This is a genomic window from Mesorhizobium sp. WSM4821 (assembly GCF_055901555.1).
On the sequence record NZ_CM148371.1, the window covers coordinates 513,587 to 533,153 of the forward strand.

20 protein-coding genes are annotated in these 19,567 nt (G+C 61.7%); 12 read left to right on the forward strand and 8 right to left on the reverse strand.

Going from position 1 to position 19,567, the window contains the following annotated elements; genetic code table 11:
* Positions 1-8: 8 nt before the first annotated feature.
* The 6 genes from AC0NID_RS02280 to AC0NID_RS02305 form a co-directional block, all read right to left on the reverse strand.
* Positions 9-1,292: a CpaE/TadZ family protein gene (locus tag AC0NID_RS02280; protein ID WP_473450437.1), complete on the reverse strand. Its 1,284-nt coding sequence runs from the start codon at positions 1,290-1,292 to the stop codon at positions 9-11.
* A gap of 34 nt (positions 1,293-1,326) precedes the next feature.
* Positions 1,327-2,064 (reverse strand): CpaD family pilus assembly protein, encoded by a 738-nt coding sequence (locus tag AC0NID_RS02285; protein WP_473450439.1) that lies wholly within the window; start codon positions 2,062-2,064, stop codon positions 1,327-1,329.
* A gap of 13 nt (positions 2,065-2,077) precedes the next feature.
* Positions 2,078-3,607: a type II and III secretion system protein family protein gene (locus tag AC0NID_RS02290; RefSeq protein WP_473450441.1), complete on the reverse strand. Its 1,530-nt coding sequence runs from the start codon at positions 3,605-3,607 to the stop codon at positions 2,078-2,080.
* Entirely contained in the window at positions 3,604-4,416 is an 813-nt protein-coding gene (gene cpaB, locus AC0NID_RS02295; RefSeq protein WP_473450443.1) for a Flp pilus assembly protein CpaB, read from the reverse strand. Before cpaB ends, AC0NID_RS02290 begins: the two co-directional genes overlap by 4 nt.
* A 226-nt stretch (positions 4,417-4,642) precedes the next feature.
* Positions 4,643-5,161, reverse strand: a complete 519-nt coding sequence (locus AC0NID_RS02300) for an A24 family peptidase (RefSeq protein WP_473450445.1) — start codon at positions 5,159-5,161, stop codon at positions 4,643-4,645.
* Positions 5,162-5,319: 158 nt separating this feature from the next.
* On the reverse strand, positions 5,320-5,514 hold the full coding sequence (locus tag AC0NID_RS02305; protein ID WP_473450447.1) for a Flp family type IVb pilin: 195 nt from the start codon (positions 5,512-5,514) through the stop codon (positions 5,320-5,322).
* Positions 5,515-5,869: 355 nt separating this feature from the next.
* Between AC0NID_RS02305 and AC0NID_RS02310 the strand changes: the two genes are divergently transcribed.
* The 3 genes from AC0NID_RS02310 (at position 5,870) to AC0NID_RS02320 (ending at position 7,656) form a co-directional block, all read left to right on the forward strand.
* Positions 5,870-6,292, forward strand: a complete 423-nt coding sequence (locus AC0NID_RS02310) for a pilus assembly protein N-terminal domain-containing protein (protein ID WP_473450449.1) — start codon at positions 5,870-5,872, stop codon at positions 6,290-6,292.
* Positions 6,293-6,441: 149 nt separating this feature from the next.
* Positions 6,442-6,999 (forward strand): TadE/TadG family type IV pilus assembly protein, encoded by a 558-nt coding sequence (locus AC0NID_RS02315; RefSeq protein WP_473450451.1) that lies wholly within the window; start codon positions 6,442-6,444, stop codon positions 6,997-6,999.
* Positions 7,000-7,035: 36 nt separating this feature from the next.
* Positions 7,036-7,656 (forward strand): TadE/TadG family type IV pilus assembly protein, encoded by a 621-nt coding sequence (locus AC0NID_RS02320; protein WP_473450454.1) that lies wholly within the window; start codon positions 7,036-7,038, stop codon positions 7,654-7,656.
* Between the two features lie 28 nt (positions 7,657-7,684).
* On the opposite strand, the gene AC0NID_RS02325 is transcribed toward AC0NID_RS02320, so the two are convergent.
* A complete protein-coding gene (locus tag AC0NID_RS02325) occupies positions 7,685-8,599 on the reverse strand; it encodes a phosphate/phosphite/phosphonate ABC transporter substrate-binding protein (RefSeq protein ID WP_473450456.1) in 915 nt (304 codons plus the stop codon).
* 149 nt (positions 8,600-8,748) lie between these two features.
* Here AC0NID_RS02325 and AC0NID_RS02330 point away from each other — a divergent pair, with 149 nt between their 5' ends.
* The 9 genes from AC0NID_RS02330 to AC0NID_RS02370 all read left to right on the forward strand — a co-directional run bounded on the left by AC0NID_RS02330 (position 8,749) and on the right by AC0NID_RS02370 (position 18,524).
* Positions 8,749-9,987 carry a phosphopentomutase gene (locus AC0NID_RS02330; protein ID WP_473450458.1) on the forward strand — a complete coding sequence of 413 codons (1,239 nt, stop codon included), beginning with the start codon at positions 8,749-8,751 and terminating at the stop codon, positions 9,985-9,987.
* The gene (mutM, locus tag AC0NID_RS02335; RefSeq protein WP_473450460.1) at positions 9,980-10,888 is read left to right on the forward strand and encodes a bifunctional DNA-formamidopyrimidine glycosylase/DNA-(apurinic or apyrimidinic site) lyase; all 909 of its coding nucleotides are present in this window, start codon (positions 9,980-9,982) and stop codon (positions 10,886-10,888) included. The genes AC0NID_RS02330 and mutM overlap by 8 nt, the downstream gene beginning before the upstream one ends.
* A gap of 65 nt (positions 10,889-10,953) precedes the next feature.
* Positions 10,954-11,727, forward strand: coding sequence for an enoyl-CoA hydratase (locus tag AC0NID_RS02340; RefSeq protein ID WP_473450462.1), 774 nt, complete (start codon positions 10,954-10,956; stop codon positions 11,725-11,727).
* A 182-nt stretch (positions 11,728-11,909) separates the two neighbouring features.
* A complete protein-coding gene (rpsT, locus tag AC0NID_RS02345) occupies positions 11,910-12,176 on the forward strand; it encodes a 30S ribosomal protein S20 (protein ID WP_473450464.1) in 267 nt (88 codons plus the stop codon).
* Between the two features lie 906 nt (positions 12,177-13,082).
* Entirely contained in the window at positions 13,083-14,555 is a 1,473-nt protein-coding gene (gene dnaA / locus AC0NID_RS02350) for a chromosomal replication initiator protein DnaA (protein WP_473451470.1), read from the forward strand.
* Between the two features lie 301 nt (positions 14,556-14,856).
* Positions 14,857-15,975 (forward strand): DNA polymerase III subunit beta, encoded by a 1,119-nt coding sequence (dnaN, locus tag AC0NID_RS02355; RefSeq protein WP_473450466.1) that lies wholly within the window; start codon positions 14,857-14,859, stop codon positions 15,973-15,975.
* Between the two features lie 25 nt (positions 15,976-16,000).
* Positions 16,001-17,167, forward strand: a complete 1,167-nt coding sequence (recF, locus tag AC0NID_RS02360; protein ID WP_473450468.1) for a DNA replication/repair protein RecF — start codon at positions 16,001-16,003, stop codon at positions 17,165-17,167.
* Between the two features lie 121 nt (positions 17,168-17,288).
* A complete protein-coding gene (locus AC0NID_RS02365) occupies positions 17,289-18,038 on the forward strand; it encodes a molybdopterin-synthase adenylyltransferase MoeB (RefSeq protein WP_473450470.1) in 750 nt (249 codons plus the stop codon).
* Positions 18,039-18,041: 3 nt separating this feature from the next.
* Complete coding sequence (locus AC0NID_RS02370) at positions 18,042-18,524, forward strand: GNAT family N-acetyltransferase (protein ID WP_473450472.1); 483 nt, start codon at positions 18,042-18,044, stop codon at positions 18,522-18,524.
* 18 nt (positions 18,525-18,542) lie between these two features.
* Here AC0NID_RS02370 and AC0NID_RS02375 read toward each other — a convergent pair whose 3' ends face one another.
* On the reverse strand, positions 18,543-19,544 hold the full coding sequence (locus AC0NID_RS02375) for a 2-hydroxyacid dehydrogenase (protein ID WP_126037676.1): 1,002 nt from the start codon (positions 19,542-19,544) through the stop codon (positions 18,543-18,545).
* Between the last annotated feature and the right edge of the window lie 23 nt (positions 19,545-19,567).

Sequence of the window (19,567 nt, forward strand, 5' to 3'; positions counted from 1 at the left end):
CGGAAGCATCACTTCTTGTTGCGCGAGAGCTTGCCAAGGAAATTGCCGAGGCTCGCCTTCTTTTTTACCTTGATTTCGCTGCGTCCGGTCAGCACATGCGAAATCTCGTTGATTGTGCCGACGATCGGATTCTTGGCATCCATTTCGCCGAGCATGCGTCCGTTGTTGGCGGCGTTTCCAAACAGCAGCGGCTCGAAGGGAATGACCGACATCGGTGACAGGCCGAGCGAGTCGGCAAAGTCGGATGACGTAATCTCCGGACGCTTTGGCACGCCGGCCTGATTGATAATCAGCTTCGGCGGCGGATCATTCGGGCGAAGCCGCTTGAACATGTCGACCAGATTCTTGGTGTTGCGCAGATTGGCCAGTTCGGGCGTCGCCGTGATCACGATCTCGTCGGCCTTGACCAGCGTGTTCTTGGTCCAGCCCGTCCAGATGTGCGGAACATCGAGCACCAGAAGCGGCACACTGCGCTGGGCCATGTCGATAAGCTGCGTGAAGGCATCGGGGTCGAAATCGTAGACGCGGTCAAGCGTTGAGGGTGCTGCAAGCAGCGACAGGTGCTCGGCGCACTGGGCAAGCAGCCGATCGAGATAGACCTCGTCGACGCGTTCCGGTGAGAAGACGGCCTCGGCAATACCTTGCGCCGGATCCTGATCGAAATTGATGTTGGCCGTTCCGAAAGCCAAGTCGAGATCGGCGACCACCACTTCGGACTTGAACAGGGACGACATCGCCCAGGCCACATTGTGGGCAATGGTCGAAGAGCCGACGCCACCCTTGGCGCCGATGAAAGCGATCGAGCGGCCGATCGGCTCGGCTTCCGGATCGACGAAAATCGACGAGATCACGCTGACGATGTCGGCCATCGACACCGGCGCGATGACATATTCGGAAATGCCGGACCGGATGAGCTCGCGGTAAAGGCCGACATCGTTGTAGTGGCCAATGACCACGACCTTGGAGGTCGGATCGCAATATTCGGAGAGCTGCATGAGCTGCTCCAGCAATTGCGTCGGCTCGCTGCGCGATTCCAGCAGGATCAGGTTCGGTGTCGGTGCCGATTGATAGAACTCGATGGCGGTGGCTATGCCGCCCATATGGACCTTCAGATGGGCCTTGGCCATGCGGCGATCCTCGCCGGCGCGCTCGACCGGATTGGCAACGCCCTCGGTCTCGCAAAATGCCTGGATCGAAATGCGCGGAACCGGCCGCAACGCCTGCATGGCGGCGATATCCTGCTGCGAGATTTCGCCGCCATCCACCCCTGTATCGTAGGCAAGATTGCTCATCGTCATTTCTTTCCGTGAATTGCGCGGCTCAAGCTCAATAATCCACTTCCGAATTGCCGAGGAACTCGTCCGAAATGCCTCTCTGGCGGTAGACGTCGATCACCTCGCCTCGATTTTCCGCGTCGATGTCGGATTGCTTGCGCGGCCCGATCAGATCGGCCGGATTGGCCATCTGGGCGGCAAGGTTGTTCTGATAAGAGCAGCCGAAATCGGCATAATGCTTGTTTTCCGACGTCTGAAGCAGATCTTCGGGCCAGCGCCCGCATCTGTCGGTCTGGGCCTTCACCGAAACATAGGCGACGCGGATCGGCGCGGATGCTTCGGCCGAAGCCGACTGGTAGGTGGTCATGACGATCCGGTTCCGGCTGATGCCGCTGGCAATCGCCAGCCTGGCAAAATCGCGACCGGCCGAAGTCGCGGCGATCTCGTTGGCCGAACCGCTCGGGATCGAGATCGTCAGGGCCGGAGCGGCGCTCTTGTCATACCCGTCCAGGAAGCCCAGAAGCGTCTCGCGCTGAAATCGGGTCATGCCGCGATCGCCGGCACCCACCGGAAGATCGATCTTCTCGTTTTTTTCGGCGATCACGATCGGATGGTTGGTGCGATAGTCGTCCGGAACAGCGCCGACCGTGATGCTGTCCCGCTTGGCGCAGCCCGCCAGCAATGCCGCGACCGCAACCACCAGGACCGGAATGGCCGGGCGGGAGATCCGCGAGCGGACGGATGGCATCGCTGGGGTGATCGTGCTTGCCTTCAACGCTGACTGCGACATGTCGCTTCCCCGTTTACTTGTAGATGAAGCCGACAACGCCGTGATAGCGGCCGTTGGGCTTATCGGTCTGCATGGTGCCGTAGACGCGATTGACGCGGCCAAGGAAGATGCCGGCGCCATCGCTGGCGGCGTTGAAATTGTCATCCGGCTTGGCAAGCGCGTTGCGCGCCACCGGCTTCACCAGGTAGGGCGTGATGATGATGATCAGCTCGGTCTCGTTGCGGACGAAGTCCCTGCTGCGGAACAGCGTGCCGAGCACCGGTATCTTGGTCAGCCCGGGCAAGCCGTTGACGGCTTGCCTGAGATCGTCGCGGACAAGGCCGGCGATCATCATTGAGCCGCCGGAAGGCAGTTCCACTGTCGTGTCGGCCAACCGTTTGCGGAGCGACAAGGCGTTCATACCAGGGCTTGTCACGCCGTTGGAAAAAGACACGGATCCCTCGGTCGTCGGCTCGGAAACCGAGGTCCTGACCTTCAAGCTGATACGGCCGGGAGACAGCACCACCGGCTGGAATTCCAGGCCGATGCCGTATTCGATCGTCTCTACCGTATAGGTCCTCTGGCCGGTCTGGTTATCGTCGGACACGTTCGACGTCACGCCGCTTACCAAATTGTATTCACCGCCGACCTTGAAGGTTGCCTTCTCGCCGGACACGGCGGTCAGCGTGGGCTCGGCCAGCGTTTTCATGACACCGGACTGTTCCATGGCGTTGATGTACGCCTGCAGCGTCGAGGTGCCGATGCTGAGGCCTGAGTTCGACAGCGGCTTACCCAAGCCTGTGAAATTGTCGCTGATCGCGCTCCAGCTGATGCCGTTGCTGCTGCCGTCGCCAATCATGTTGACGCCGAGCTGCTTCATCACCGAGCGACTGACTTCCGCGACCGTCACCTTCAGCGTCACCTGGTCGTCGCCGATGATCTGCAGCAGGTTGACTATCTGGCTGACGCGACGCTCGGAATCCGGATTGTCGATGTCGACACCCGCTTCGGCCGAGCCGCCCGAGGCGGTCTGCGAATATTGTCCCGTGGTCGCCTCACCGCCGGACACGAAGATGGTCGCCAGATCGACCGCGCGCTTGGCATCCAAAGGGGTGTCCACCGTTCCGGTCAGCACGACGTTGTCGTTCAGCAATTCGACCTTGATGGTCGATGACGGGATGAAGCGTCTGATATAGTCTTCCAATCCGGCGACGTCGCGTTCGACCGCCAGATCCAGGCTGACGATCTGTTCGCCATTGGGGCCGAAGACGAAGATGTTGGTGTCGCCCACCGACTTGCCGAACAGATAGATGCGCCTGGCGGTGCGGGTCACCGCATCGGCGACCGCCGGGTTGGCGACAAGGATATCATAGGCATCGCTCGGCAGATCGATGACCACCGATTTGTTGAGACCGAGCTTGACGCGCTGGGTGGCAGTCGAGGCCGACACCTCGGCATTCTTGCCTGCCGCATTCGCCTCGATCAGGCCATGCGCATTCGTTCCAAGGAGAAAAAGGCCGATTGTCGCAGCCAAGGTGGCCGGCAGTCTAGCGTTTAGCCTCATTGCCTTGCCCCCACTTCGGAAACTTCGCCCGACTTGATCAATCGCACCGTTCCGCGCCGCCCATTGCCGGAAACGAGATAGTCGGCCTCGGTCAGATTCTCCTCCTGGGTGTCGCTGATCGACCGCAGCGCCAATGTCAGGCGATCGGCCATTTGCTGGGCGACGGTGATGATCTCCGCCTGCTGGGGTGTCAGTTCCAGCGTAGCGGTTTGGCCGACCCTGGTCCTCTTGCCTTCCTCGTCCTCCTGGATGGTCTGGTCGATCGCCAGGACGCGGATGTTCTTGAGGATGGTTTCGGTCGTAAAGCCGCTGCCGCCGCTCCCGGCATCGGATCTGCGGGTCATGATGACGTCGACGAAATCGTTGGGAAGAATAAAGCCGCCGGCCGAAGTGTCGGCCGATACAGCTGTGGCGACAGCCCGCATGCCGGAGGGCAGGATCGACGACATGAAGCTCTGTCCCTCGCCGATCAGCTTGGAGCGCCGTAGCGGCTCACCGGCATACATCGCCATACGGGCGACGCCGCCTTTCAGCTTCTCCAGCGCTTCGGGTTCCGCGGCGCGGGTGATGAAATTCGCGTTGATGCCGTCGGCCGGCCACGACTGCCATCTGATGTTGTTCTCGAGCGGACTGCCCATCGGAACGTCGCCGGACAGGACAAGCACGTCCTGCAGCGCGATTGCCGGCGCCTGGGGCCCGGAATCGACGATCTGCGGCGGCGGAGTCGCCACCATATTCTTAGCAACGTATCCTGCGCCACCCGCCGCGGCCACCGCCACGCTCAGAATGATCAGTCGGGATGCTGGCATTTTGTCCGAACCTCGCCTTGGCAAACCACCTAGCCAAGCCGGACCTTGCAGCGGCAATCGTCAAAACAAGGTTAATTTAATACTTACGATCGTGATTAATTTAAGGTTTACATAAATTGGAGCGATCCCGCCGGCGTATAGAAAAGGCGGCCACGCCGCCTGCTTTTTGCACCGCAAATTCAAGCGCGGAAGGCTGGTCTGACGAGGGAAGGGGTGGCGGCCGGAATTAGGCGGCCAGCCTTGCGAGTGCCCACGCCATCAACGGCGAATTCGGAAAGGTGAGCAATCCGCCAATGCCAAGCGCGATGCCATAGGGAACGCCGGTCGTCTCATCGGCGAAGTGGCGCAAGAACGGATTGTGGCTTGTAATGGCTGCAAGCGGCGATTTCCGATAGACGAGAATGGCGAGCGTCAGCAGGCCGCCGATGAATGTCGAGACCACGAGATATTGAATGAGATGGACATTGAGTCCCATCCAGATGGCGGTGGCGGCCAGCAATTTGGCGTCGCCGCCTCCCATACCGCCGAGCGCGAACAGACCGAAGGTCACGGCGAGAACCAGGCCGCCGGCGGCGAAATGCCAGCCGTAGGTTGCCCAGTCCATGCCCGTCAACGGCGCGACCAGGGCGAAGACAGCCACAAGCAGCATCGGCACGCGATTGGCGATGGTCATCGACAGCATGTCGGAGATCGCAGCAAAAAGCATGCAGAACGGAAAGACGACGAAGATCAGGGCTTCAAGCATGGGCGCGGCACCTGCGGTCGAACTGTAGCTGGTCCCAGCCTAGGCATGTCCGATTAACGATTGATGAGGCTGAAATTTCAAATCGCGGGGGTACGATTGGAAAAGGGCCGCCAGCGCGGCGGCCCTTTTCCGGAAGAACAACTGAACGTCGTTGTCTATTACGGGGTGGCGGCGGGCGTCGGACCGGCGTTATTGAGGGTAGTGGCAATGTTGGAGAACTTGCTATTGAGGCTATTGCCCAGCGCGCCGGCGCCGACCATGATGGCGAGTGCGATGAGGGCGGCGATCAGACCATATTCGATGGCGGTCGCGCCGGATTCGTCCTTCACAAAACGTGCAATGAGATTAGACATTCGAGAGCTCCTACTCCACGTGTTACAGCAATTCCGTCAACTTCTCTTGGCGGCTGATCGGATGCTGCCAATCTATCGGGAAGCTCTTTCGATCGGCTTAATAAACAGCCTTACCGATTCCTTTCCCGCTTCGAATGCATTGCGTGGTTAACCGTAAACTAAGTGACGCCCAGAAGCCCGACAGGCATGTCTAAGGCCGCGAAAAGCGCAATTTGGCGATTCGAGAAACGTGGTGGCCCGCTCCAGGCGACCACGATGCCGGTCCCTATATCATCATCGATCCCATCCGCTTAACCGTTGGTTCACCAATCTCGTTCATGTTCCGTTGAGCAGTTTGCCGCCGTGGAGCGTTTCGATGACCGGGCCGAGATCGTCATTTCCGATTGCCGCGCTTCTTGCCGCCGCAGCCTTCGTCGCGCCGGCCAAGGCTGGCGCCGGCATCGAGGTCACGATGAACCAGGCGAAGATCGTCAAATTATCGCGCGCCGCCGACACGATCGTCGTCGGCAATCCGGCAATCGCCGACGCATCCGTGCAGGATGCTTCGACGATCGTGCTGACAGGCAAGGGCTTTGGCGTCACCAACCTCGTCGTCCTCGATCAGGAGGGCCAGCCGATCATCGACGAGCAGATCACGGTCGTGCGGCAGGACGCATCGTCGGTGCGCATCTATCGACGTGCCGAAATACAGACCATGTCCTGCACGCCGTATTGCGAGAGCTCGTATAAGAGCGATGCGGAGAAGACCTCCGAAGCCGAGATGAGCGCCGGCCGGTAGGCGACCGGGCTGTCTTGCTCGCCACAATGCCGCTTCGGTTATCCGCCGGTTAAAATCTTCCCGTCGAATTTAAAGATCATCCAAACTGCACTTCAATGGGTTCCCGCTAATAGTTCCTCCGACACCTCTTCAGGATCGGTAGACGGGACATGAGCAAAGCAGGACGAGCAAGCCTTTCCGCGCGGTTCCTTGGCGACCGGCGCGGCAGCACGGCTTTGGAATTCGCGATGCTTGCGGTGCCGTTCGCGCTTCTCGTCTTTGCCATCCTGGAGAGCTGCATTTCGTTTGCCGGGCAGGAGGTGATGGCCAACATCACCGACGATGTCGCGCGCCAACTGCGGACGGGCCAGATAAGAAGGACCGACATGACCGAGGCGGCGCTGAAGGACATGATCTGCAACCGGCTGGAGATCATGGTCGCCAAGGACTGCCCCGGACTGGAGGTGGATCTGCGCGAATATCCGACCTTCGCCGATGCAGCCAAGGCGGGCTTCAAGATACAAGATCGCGAAATCGTGCTGACGGGCACGAACCCCGCGACTTTTACGGTATCCCCAGGATTGGCTGAATCAATAAACATGCTGCGGGTTTTTTACAAATGGCCTGTCATGACCGATTTCATGGCCAAGTCGATGGCCAATCTGAAAGACGGCAACACGCTGCATTTCACATCGGTAACCTGGCAGAACGAGCCATTCGACAACTGAAAACCTACCGTCGCGTGGGTGGGAAGGGACAAGGGTATGGGGCGTGCGGGGGCACATAAGAAAATCGCCGGGATTTGCACGAAAGCAATCCGGTTCTGCCGCGATCGCCGAGGTGTAGCGGCTGTTGAGTTTGCCTTCATCGTGCCTGTGCTGCTGATCATGTACTTCATGACCATGGAAGCCTCGCAAGCCATCGAGACCAGCAAGAAGGTCAGCCGCGTCGGCAGCATGGTGGCGGATCTCGTCACGCAGCGGCAGACCGTCGAGGCGGCCGAACTCGATGCGATGATGCAGATCGGCAACTCCACCCTTCAGCCCTACAATCGATCGAACCCGGAAATCACCATCACCGCGATAGAGGTCACCAACGAAACGACGCCGAAGGTGCTGGTCGTGTGGTCACGCAAGATGGCCGGTGGTGCTTTCAGCGTCGGCGCCGCCAAGAACTCCGTCACCACGGTTCCACCGGCGCTCAAGATCAAGGGCACCTTTCTCATTCGCGTCGAAGGCAATCTCGCATACAAGCCGATCATCACCTGGTCGGCGGACAGTGAGAAGCGGCTTGGATTGACTTCGGCCTTCGACACGATTTCGATGGGCGAAACCTATTATCTCAGGCCCCGCAGGAGCCCGACGATTCCTTGCGGCACCTGCTGACAACCGCGCCCTTCTCCGATCGCCATTGCTATCGGCCGTTGCCCGACACCAGGCGCACGATGGCCACGGCCATCGCGTAATCCTTCGGGCCGGCAACCGCGAAACCGCCGGAATGTTTCGATTCCAGAAGATCGTAGACATCTGGCGATATCGATCTGAGATTGACGAGGAACACGGTGAGCCGACGCTTGGCCTCGGGGTCGAGGTCGCTGCGGACGGCATGGGGTCCATATCGCAGCAGGCCGGACGTCCACACGATTTGAAGCGCTGCTTTCGAAAGCCCCGCGGCTTCCAGCCTGGCCACCGTGCCGCCTGGAACATCCGGCTGGCCATCGGCCGCCGCCGGCACCCAGCCGAACATGGCATCGGCCTCGCCGTCGACCAGCATCGTTTCAGCCGCGACAGCCGAACTGGCGTGCGTCAGAAATGACGCGTTCTCAGCGATCTTGACGCCTTCGGCGGCCAGCCCGGCACGCGGCAAGAGAGAGCCGACGCTGTCCGCAGGCGCCATGGCCACCCGATATGCTTCCATCGCGGCCAGATCGGGAACCTTGCCGTCCCGCGTCAGCAAAACGGAGCGTACGCCGATCGCGCCGTCGGAATCGACAGGCGCCACAAGAGGCTCTACGCAGTCGCAGCGTTCGGATGCGGTGGCGTAGGCGATCGCCGAATAGACCGCATAGTCGACACGGGCATCGGCCTGCGCCTCGATCAGCGCCGCGTAATCGCCGGCAACGACAAACTCCACCTTCATGCCGAGCGCCTTGGTGTAGGCATCCGTCAACAGCGCCAGACCCGGAACGGTGCCGCCGGCGCCGGGCTCGGCGACGATGCCGACACGAAACGTGCCTATGTCATCCCGCCAATCGGCGCGCACCGGGTTTGACCAGGATGCGCCCAATATCACCATGACGGCTGCAGAGGCCTTCAAGGCACGCGCCATGGGAATCCCATCCCTTCTTTGTCGATCCGTGCATATGCAGGCGTTCGCCACATCTCAACCATCGCGCCAAGCCGCCTGGTTCCGAATTGCCAATGGCGGCGCAGATCCCTATGTCTTGGCAGACAGACAATAATAATGAATCCCTGCAAATGGCGCGCGCCTTCCTTTTCGTTCTCGATTCTTTCGGCATCGGCGGCGCGGCCGACGCCGAGCGCTATGGCGACGCCGGTTCCAACACGTTCGGACACATCCTCAAAGCCTGCGCGGAAGGGCGCGCGGATCGTGTGGGACTGCGCAAAGGGCCGCTCTTCGTACCCAACATGCTCTCGCTCGGTTTGGGCCACGCGGCGAAAACCGCGACGGGATTAAGCTTCGGCGACGGCGCCGGGGCCCTGCTCGCCTCCGCCTTCCATGGCGCGGCGCAGGAGATTTCGAGCGGCAAGGACACGCCATCGGGCCATTGGGAAATCGCCGCCCTGCCAGTCCGCTTCGAGTGGGGCTATTTCCCGGACACGGTTCCCGCCTTTCCGGCCGAACTGACCGAAGCGATCATGCGCGAAGGGGGGGTGCCGGGCATTCTCGGCAATTGCCATGCCCCGGGTACCGAGATCATCGAGCGGTTCGGCGAGGAGCATATCCGCACCGGCAAGCCGATCTGCTACACTTCGGTCGACTCCGTCCTGCAGATCGCGGCGCATGAAGTTCACTTCGGCCTGGAACGGCTCTACGAATTCTGCAAGGTGGTGCGCAGGCTGGTCGATCCGCTTAATATCGGACGGGTGATCGCGCGGCCTTTCATTGGGGAGACCACCGCCAGCTTCGAACGGACGCACAATCGCCGGGACTATTCGGTGCCGCCGCCGGAGCCGACCCTGCTGGACCGGCTGACGACGCGCGGCAGCCGGGTCATCGCGGTCGGCAAGATCGGCGATATCTTCGCCCATCGCGGCATTTCGGAGGTCCGCAAGGCCGCCGGCAACATGGCGATGTTCGACAAGGCATTGGGTGCTATGAGCGACGCGAGCGACGGCGATCTCGTCTTCGCCAATTTCGTCGATTTCGACACCGAGTTCGGCCACCGGCGCGACGTTGCCGGCTATGCCGCCGCGCTGGAGGCTTTCGACTGGCGGCTGCCGGAGGCGCTTGCGCAGCTGAGGCAGGGCGATCTACTCATCCTCACTGCCGACCATGGCAACGATCCGACCTGGCGCGGCACCGATCATACGCGCGAACGCATTCCGGTGATCGGCACGGGACCGGGGTTGGGCGGCGATATCGGGCTCCGTGCGACGTTCGCCGACATCGGTGAAACCGTCGCCGAACACCTTGGGCTGGCGCGCGGTCGCCACGGCACTTCCTTCTATGCAACGATAGGCGGCCATGCCTGAGTTGCCCGAGGTCGAAACGGTCCGGCGCGGCCTGCAGCCGATCCTGGAAGGCGCCCGCATCGCCCGCGTCGAGGCACGCCGGCCCGACCTGCGTTTTCCGTTCCCCGAAAGATTCTTGGAGAGGCTGACCGGCAAGACGATCACGGCGCTCGGTCGCCGGGCAAAATACCTGACGATGCACCTGGAAGGCGGTCCGGTGCTGATCTGCCATCTCGGCATGTCGGGGTCGTTCCGCATCGACGCGTCCGATGGCAGCGAAATGGCCGATAACAGCGAAGTGTTGGGCGCGTTTTATCACGAGCGATCGAAAAATGCGGTACACGATCATGTCGTCTTCCATGTCCTCTCCCCCGAAGGCGCCCGTTGCCGCGTGATCTTCAACGACCCGCGCCGTTTCGGCTTCATGCTGTTTTCGGAAGGGGCGCCCGACACGCATCCGATGCTGGCAGGACTGGGCGTCGAGCCGACAGGCAACACGTTGGACGGCGGGCTGCTCGCCTCGCTGTTGAAAGGCCGGAAGTCGCCGCTGAAGGCAGCACTTCTCGACCAGCGGCTGATCGCCGGGCTCGGCAATATCTATGTGTCGGAGGCCCTGTGGCGGGCCGGCTTGTCGCCGTTGCGCGAGGCGGGCACTGTCGCAAAACCTGGAAAGAAGGCCAAGCAGCAGCGCGACGCGTTGGCCGAAGCAATCCGCTCGGTGATCGCCGATGCGATCGCCGCCGGCGGATCGTCGCTGCGCGACTATATGCAGACCGACGGGTCCCTGGGTTATTTCCAGCATTCCTTCGCGGTCTATGATCGCGAGGGCGAACCCTGCTCCAGGCCCGGCTGCGGCGGCCAGATAGAGCGCATCGTGCAGAGCGGGCGTTCCACATTCTATTGCCGGACCTGCCAGTTGTAAGTTAGTTGGCCAGGTATGAGCCAGGTGCCGGGTGCAAGCAGATGACCGAGCGAGGAGATACAGTCATGGCCTACGAAACGATCATCGTGGAGACCCGCGGCAAGGTAGGGCTGATCACGCTGAACCGGCCGAAGGCGCTCAACGCGCTGAACTCGCAGGTCCTGGCGGAAGTGGTCGCGGCCGTGAACGGCTTCTGCGCGGATGCCGGCATCGGCGCGATGGTCATCACCGGCTCCGAAAAAGCCTTCGCGGCTGGCGCGGACATCAAGCAGATGCAGGCGATCTCCTTTGTCGACGCCTATGTCCAGGATTTCTTTGTCGGCTGGGAAGAGTTCACCCGGACGCGCAAGCCTGTCATCGCGGCGGTGGCCGGCTATGCGCTCGGCGGCGGCTGCGAACTGGCGATGATGTGCGATTTCATCATCGCCGCCGACAACGCCAAGTTCGGTCAGCCCGAGATCACGCTCGGCGTCATGCCGGGCATGGGCGGATCGCAGCGCCTGACCCGCTTCGTCGGCAAGTCGAAAGCGATGGACATGTGCCTGACCGGGCGGATGATGGATGCCGCAGAGGCCGAGCGTTCCGGCCTGGTGTCGCGCGTCGTGCCTGCCGGCGAGTTGCTCGAGGAAGCGCTGAAGGCGGCGGCCAGGATAGCCGATTTTTCGCTGCCGTCGGTGATGATGGCGAAAGAGGCCGTCAACCGCGCCTATGAAACGACACTGGCCGAGGGGCTGCGGTTCGAGCGTCGGCTGTTTCACTCGCTTTTTGCGCTCGACGACCAGAAGGAAGGCATGGCGGCCTTTGCCGAGAAGCGGAAGCCGAATTTCACGAACCGGTAGATCGTGATGGCGGCGGCCGGAAGCGAGCGACAGCAGCAGTCAAAAAGAAGCCGAAGCAGCGTTGACGCGCCGGAAAAGCTGAACTATAAGCCGCACCAACCGAGGCGGCCCTGTGGCTGCCCGTTTGTTTTTTGCGCCCTGCGGCATCCCGCAAGCGCCCACCAGATCAGAAGAGAGGCATCATGGCCAATACCTCCTCGGCCAAAAAGGCAACGCGCAAGATCGCCCGCCGTACGGCGATCAACAAGAATCGCCGCTCGCGCGTGCGGACCTATATCCGCCAGGTTGAAGAGGCGCTCGCCTCGGGCGACAAGGCTGCCGCGCAGGCTGCTTTCAAGGTGGCGGAGCCGGAGTTGATGCGCGCCGCGACCAAGGGCGTGATCCATAAGAACACGGCGTCCCGGAAGGTGTCGCGCCTGGCCCAGCGACTCAAGGTGCTATCGGCCTAATATCCCTTCCCCTGAACTGGTCTTCTTCAAACCCGGCCGCTACCGCCGGGTTTTTTCGTTTGCCGGCAAGTACTTAAAAAGAAAGCCCGCGAACGACACTCTGCATGGATTTCAAAGTCCGAAATGCTTTGCCGGCATATACATGCCCGCTAACGTTCGCCGCCACTGAAAGCCCCCATGGCGAAAACATCAACTGTCAAAAATTTCCTTTATTTTTCAACAATTTATAGATGGTCATCCACAACTTGTTCACATCGTGCGTAAGGGATGGGGGACAAGTGGCTGTCAAGAAAAATATTTCAGAAAATTTCGCGCGGTGTGGCCTTTTTCACATTCGCCGGAAAAGGGTTTGAATCACAATGGCTTTGTCAAAATACGCCCGCTCCGAACCAGTCTGGAGTAACCACATTCCTTAAAAATCCGTTAGTCGTGGCCTTGCCCTATCCACAACGATTTCGCTAATGTCGGTCTATCGAGAGGGACGGGCCTTTGGCCCTTAACCCAGCCTGAATCGGCCAGCTCAAATTGGCGGAATTCACGACGTGGATCATATCCGCGGCGGGTTTGGTTTGCCTTTCGATACGGTAGGGGATTGGCGTAACTGTAAATGGCAGGTCAATGACGCACCGGCGTTTTCGCCGGACGGAATTGTATTGCTTTGACATGACCCAAACGGGCTGGCTCCGAGGAGCCGGCGCCGGTTCTCGACAACGAGGTGACATCATCTGCCGGCGGTGGCGATGGTGTCGTAGCGAAGACACGGTCGCCGGAAACATGGATGCAGGAGGCGCATTCCCGGCGGAAAACAGGTACAAAAGGACAAGGAACTCGGTCATGCAGAGCGGCATCGAAAGGGAGCTTACGGGCGACCTCCCATTTCCTGGAACCTTAACCGGAGGGGACGCTATATTGGCTTCCAGCGACGCGGAACAGAAGTTCGACCGGGTCAAAGCCCAGTTGAAGGCGCGTCTGGGAACCGAGGTCTATTCGAGCTGGTTCGGACGCATGAAGGTCGCCGAGGCGTCCCGTGGCATTGTCCGCATCTCGGTACCCACCGCCTTCCTGCGCTCGTGGATCAACGGTCACTATCTCGACCTCATCGCCGAGTTGTGGAAACACGAGGATCCCGAAATACTCAAGGTCGAGATCGTCGTGCGCACCGCTACCCGTCCGGGGCGCAACAGCGTCGAACCCGAAGTGGCCCCGGCGCGCAAGATGACCAGGCAGGCGCAAACGGCGCTGGCTGCGGGCACAGCAGGCCCCGGCAGGGTGGAGCGGGTACCGGCACCTCGCCCGGGAATGCCGGCGGAGACCGAGTTCAGGCATAATGTGCTCGGTTCGCCGCTTGACCCGCGCTACACGTTCGGCTCCTTCATCGAGGGACCGTCGAACCGGGTGGCCTTCGCCGCCGCCAAGGCGGTGGCGGAATCGCAGTCGAGCGCGGTGCGCTTCAACCCGCTCTTTCTTCACGCGACGGTGGGACTGGGCAAGACGCACCTGTTGCAGGCGATCGCGGCAGAGTCGCTGAAGCAGAACCCGAAGTCGCGCGTCGTCTATCTCACGGCCGAATATTTCATGTGGCGGTTCGCCACCGCGATCCGCGACAACAATGCGCTGACGCTGAAGGAACAGCTGCGCGACATCGACCTGCTCATCATCGACGACATGCAGTTCCTGCAAGGCAAGTCGATCCAGCATGAATTCTGCCATCTGATCAACATGCTGCTCGACAGCGCCAAGCAGGTGGTGGTCGCCGCCGACCGGCCGCCGTCGGAACTGGAATCGCTGGAGCCCCGCGTCCGCTCGCGCCTCAACGGCGGTGTCGCGCTCGAAATGTCGGCGCCGGATTTCGCCATGCGCATCGGCATGCTCAAGCTGCGCCTTGCCACCGCCAAGGCCGACGATACATCGCTGGACATCTCGGAGGAGATACTCAACCACGTCGCCCGCACGGTGACCGGCAGCGGGCGTGAACTCGAAGGCGCGTTCAACCAGCTCCTCTTCCGCCAGTCGTTCGAACCGCAGATCACCATTGACCGCATCGACGAGATCCTTGGCCACATCTATCGTTCGGGCGAGCCGAAGCGGGTGCGCATCGAGGACATCCAGCGCATCGTCGCGCGCCATTACAATGTGTCGAAAACAGAACTTCTGTCCAACCGGCGCACGCGCACCATCGTCAAGCCGCGGCAGGTCGCCATGTACCTGTCGAAGGTGATGACGCCGCGCTCCCTGCCGGAGATCGGGCGGCGTTTCGGTGGCCGCGACCATACGACTGTGCTGCATGCCGTGCGCAAGATCGAGGATCTTTCGGGCGTCGACAACACGCTGGCGCAGGAACTCGAATTGCTCAGAAGACTGATCAACGATCAGGCCTGACCGGCCAGAAAAATGAAAGCGCGTCGCGTTTGGATAGCTCATGCGACGCGCTTGAAATCTTCGTTTTCATCCATGTCGCTGTCCCAGAACCGCTGCGCACTTTTGGGCGACAAGCATTGGCTTGCGGGCTTCTCCAGCTTTATCCCCAGAAAGCCCGCGTAACCGACCCGAACCGGTGGCGCGGACTTGCGCTTGCAGGGTTTTTCCTATCAGTTTATGCAGATTCTGAGCCTGTTCAGACCTTTCGCGGGGCGCCGCTTGCCGGAGACCCGCTCATTCATTCAAGCGAGCCTGTTTCGTCATGCGTGTTATCCTGGAACGGTCAAATCTCCTGAAGTCGCTGAACCACGTTCATCGCGTGGTCGAGCGGCGCAACACCATACCGATCCTGTCGAACGTGCTGCTAAGCGCCGAGGGCGCCACTCTCGAGATGAAGGCGACCGACCTCGATCTGGAGGTGACCGAAGCCACGCCGGCCAAGGTCGAGCGCGGCGGGGCGACGACGGTTCCCGCGCATTTGCTCTACGATATCGTGCGCAAGCTCGCCGACGGCGCGGAGGTCATGCTGAAGACCGACGATGACGGCAATGCCATGACGGTGACCTCCGGGCGCTCGAGTTTCCGTCTCCAATGCCTGCCGCAATCCGATTTCCCGGAGCTTTCGGCCGGATCGTTCTCGCATATCTTCCGGCTCGATTCGGTTGCGCTGAAGGGCCTGATCGAGAAGACCCAATTCGCCATCTCCACCGAAGAGACGCGCTACTACCTGAACGGCATCTATCTGCACACGCATGACGCCGACGGCAAGCTGAAGCTGCGCTCGGTTGCGACCGACGGCCATCGGCTGGCGCGCGCCGAGATCGACGCACCGGCAGGGTCCGAAGGCATGCCGGGCATCATCATTCCGCGCAAGACGGTCAGCGAGCTGCAAAAGCTTGTCGACGACCCGGACGTCGCCGTGACCACCGAATTGTCCGACACCAAGATCCGCTTCACCATCGGCAGCGTCGTTTTGACATCGAAGCTGATCGACGGCACCTTCCCGGACTATCAGCGGGTCATCCCCACCGGCAACGACAAGAGGCTGATCATCGACCGCCAGAGTTTCGCCGCCGCCGTCGACCGCGTCTCGACCATTTCCTCCGAACGCGGCCGCGCGGTGAAGCTTTCGATTGGAGATGGCCAGGTCACGCTTGCGGTCAACAATCCGGATTCGGGCAGCGCCACCGAGGAACTGGCCGCGGACTATTCGTCCGACCCGATCGAGATCGGCTTCAACGCCAAATATCTGCTCGACGTCGCCGCCCAGTTGACCGGCACGGAGGCTAGATTCATGCTTGCTGATGCCGGTTCGCCAACGCTGATCCACGACATGACCGACGAAACCACGCTCTATGTGCTGATGCCGATGCGGGTATAAGCCCGAACGAGGCCATCTTGCTGTCATGACCGGAGTTGCGAAGCAGTCTGAGCACGGCCAGCAGACTCATATAAGTAAGCTGTCTCTTACGGATTTCCGCAATTACGCAAAATTGTCGATCGACCTCGCCCCTGGCGCGGTGGTTTTTTCCGGCGACAATGGCGCCGGCAAAACCAATTTGCTGGAAGCGATTTCCCTGCTGACACCGGGGCGCGGCCTGCGCCGCGCACCCTATGCCGACGTGGCGCGTGAAGGCGGCGACGGCGGCTTTGCCCTCCATGCCAGGCTCGATGGGCCGGATGGCCCAGTCGAGATTGGCACCGGGATTACAGGCGGCGACGCCGCCGGCGAGGGCGGCCGGCGGGTGCGGATCAATGGTGCGGCGGCGCGCTCGGCGGAGGACATGCTGGAATGGCTGCGCGTCGTCTGGCTGACGCCGGCGATGGATGCATTGTTCACCGGGCCTGCCGCAGACCGCCGGCGCTTTCTCGACCGGCTGGTTCTGGCGATCGATCCCGGTCACGGCCAGCGCGCGCTCGACTACGAGAAAGCGATGCGCGGCCGCAATCGGCTGCTCGCCGAAGGCTCTCGTGACGGCGGCTGGTTCGATGCGATCGAGACGCAAATGGCCGAAACCGGCGTGGCGATTGCCGCGGCGCGGGCCGAACTGGTACGCCTGCTCGCCGCCATGATCGACAGGCTGCCAAGCGCCAGTCCGTTTCCGCAGGCCGACATCGGCCTGTCGGGCGCCTTGGAAAGCGAGGTCGGTACCGCCGCGGCCGTCGATGTCGAGGAGCGGTTCCGCCGCGCCCTAGCCGAAGGCCGTGATCGCGACCGGGCCGCCGGGCGCACGCTCGACGGCCCGCACCGTTCGGATCTCGTGGTGCGGCACCGGCCCAAGGCGATGCCGGCCGAGCTCTGTTCGACCGGCGAGCAGAAGGCGCTGCTGGTGGGCATGGTCCTGTCGCATGCCCGGCTGACCGGCGAGATGTCGGGCATGACGCCGATCCTGCTGCTCGACGAGATCGCCGCCCATCTCGACAGCGGCCGGCGTGCCGCACTGTTCTCGATCCTGGAAGAGCTGAACTGCCAGACTTTCATGACCGGAACTGATGCGGCGCTATTTTCCAGTCTCAAGGGACGCGCGCAGTTCCTGACCGTCGATCACGGCACGGTTGGGCCAACCATTTGAAACTTTATGCATATCGTTATCCCAAAACCGCTGCGCACCGTCGGGTCAAGCCCGAGGGCAGGCTTTTGGGCAGCCTGCATTGACCCCTGACAAGATTTTTGCGCCGCTGTAAGGTTCGGCCATGACCGCCCTCACCGACGAAGAACTCGAACGCTACGCCCGCCATATCGTGCTGCCCGAAATCGGCGGCGCCGGCCAACAGAAATTAAAGCGTGCTCGGGTCCTTGTCATCGGTGCCGGCGGGCTGGGGGCGCCAGTACTCGAATATCTCGCCGCCGCCGGTGTCGGCACGCTCGGCGTCGTCGATGACGATAGTGTCTCGCTGTCGAACCTGCAAAGACAGGTGATCCACGGCACCGAGACCGTCGGCATGGCGAAAACCGACAGCGCCAAAGCGGCGATCGCCTGCATCAATCCGAATGTCGCCGTGGAGTTGCACAATCTCAGGCTGACGGCTGACAACGCCCCTGCCCTCGTCGCCCGCTACGACATCGTCGTCGACGGCTCCGACAATTTCGAAACACGCTTTGCGGTGGCCGACGCCTGCGCCGCGGAAAAGCGACCGCTGGTGCATGCCGCCGTTGGCCGTTTCGACGGCTCGGTGACGGTGCTGAAACCGTTCGAGGCCGGCACGGACGGCAGGCCGAATCCAAGCTATCGCGATCTTTTTCCGGAACCACCGCCGCCCGGGCTGGTACCGTCCTGCGCTGTGGCCGGCGTGCTCGGCGTGCTGACAGGGGTCGTCGGCACGCTGCAGGCGATGGAGGCTATCAAGCTGATCGCCGGTATCGGCGAGCCGCTGGTCGGCCGGCTGCTGCTTTACGATGCGCTGGCCGCGCGCTTCGATACGATCCGCTACAAGAGAAACTAGATCTTGGTCAGCCTGGTCTCCGTTGCACAATTCCCGGCCGATTTCGACCGTTGGGACGAGGTGCTGGCGCTGATCATGCGCGCCTTCGCCTCGATGGACGGCGTTATCGATCCGCCATCCTCGGCGCATCGGCTCACCGTCGAAAATCTCCATGACAAAGCCCGGCAGGAAACGGGCTTTGCGGCGAAAAAGGACGGCAGGACCGTCGGCTGCGTTTTTGTCCTGGAGCGGACCAACGATTTCTATGTCGGAAAGCTCGCGGTCGATCGGGACTTTCAAGGGCAGGGCATTGGCAGGCAGCTGATGCATGCGGTCGAGGATCTCGCCCGCAGCCGCCGCAAGCCTGCAATCGAGCTCCAGACGCGGGTCGAACTGACCGGAAACCATGCAGCCTTTGCCCGCCTCGGCTTCCGCGAAACGGAACGGACGGCACACGAGGGCTACGACCGTCCGACGTCGATCACCATGCGCAAAGTGCTTGTGTAAGCATGAACTAACCTAAAGTCACGTCCGCAGCGGCAGCACGCGATCCGGCGGGCGGTGGCCATCGAAGAAGGCGCGGATGTTGATGATCACCTTCTCGCCCATGTCGATGCGGCCTTCCAGCGTCGCCGATCCCATATGCGGCAACAGCACGACCTTGCCCTTGGCGGCGAGCTTCAGCAATTTCGAGTTCAGCGCCGGCTCATGCTCGTAGACGTCAAGGCCGGCGCCGGCGATCTTGCCGTCCTGGATCAGCTTGACCAGGGAGTCCTCATCGATGATGTCGCCGCGCGCCGTGTTGACGATGTAAGCGGACGGTTGCAGAAGCGCCAGCCGCCGTGCCGAAAGCAGATGGAAGGTTGCCGGCGTCGACGGACAGTTGACCGAAATGATGTCCATGCGGGCAAGCATCTGGTCGAGGCTTTCCCAGTAGGTCGCTTCCAGCTCGTCCTCGACCGCCGGCAGCACGCGATGGCGGTTGTGATAGTGGATCGACAGGCCAAAAGCCTTGGCCCGCCGGGCGACAGCGGTGCCAATGCGGCCCATGCCGACAATGCCGAGACGTTTGCCCCAGATACGCCGGCCGAGCATCCAGGTTGGCGACCAGCCGGCCCATTTCTTGTCGCCGGTCAGCACATTGGCGCCCTCAGCCAGCCGCCGCGGCACCGCCAGCATCAGCGCCATGGTCATGTCGGCCGTATCTTCGGTCAGCACGTTCGGCGTGTTGGTGACGGTGATTCCCCGCTTTGCCGCCGCCGCCACGTCGATCTTGTCGACGCCGTTGCCGAAATTGGCGATCAGCTTGAGATTGTCGCCGGCCTGGGCGATCAGCGCCGCGTCGATATGATCGGTTATGGTCGGCACCAGAACATCGGCTTCCTTGACCGCCGCAACCAGTTCCGGCTGCGTCATCGGCCTGTCCTCGACATTCAGCCGGGCATCGAACAGCTCGCGCATACGGGTCTCGACCGGGTCGGGCAGCTTGCGCGTGATGACGACGAGGGGCCTTTTTCTGCCTGCCATTGTTTCCTCAAACCCGATCTCGT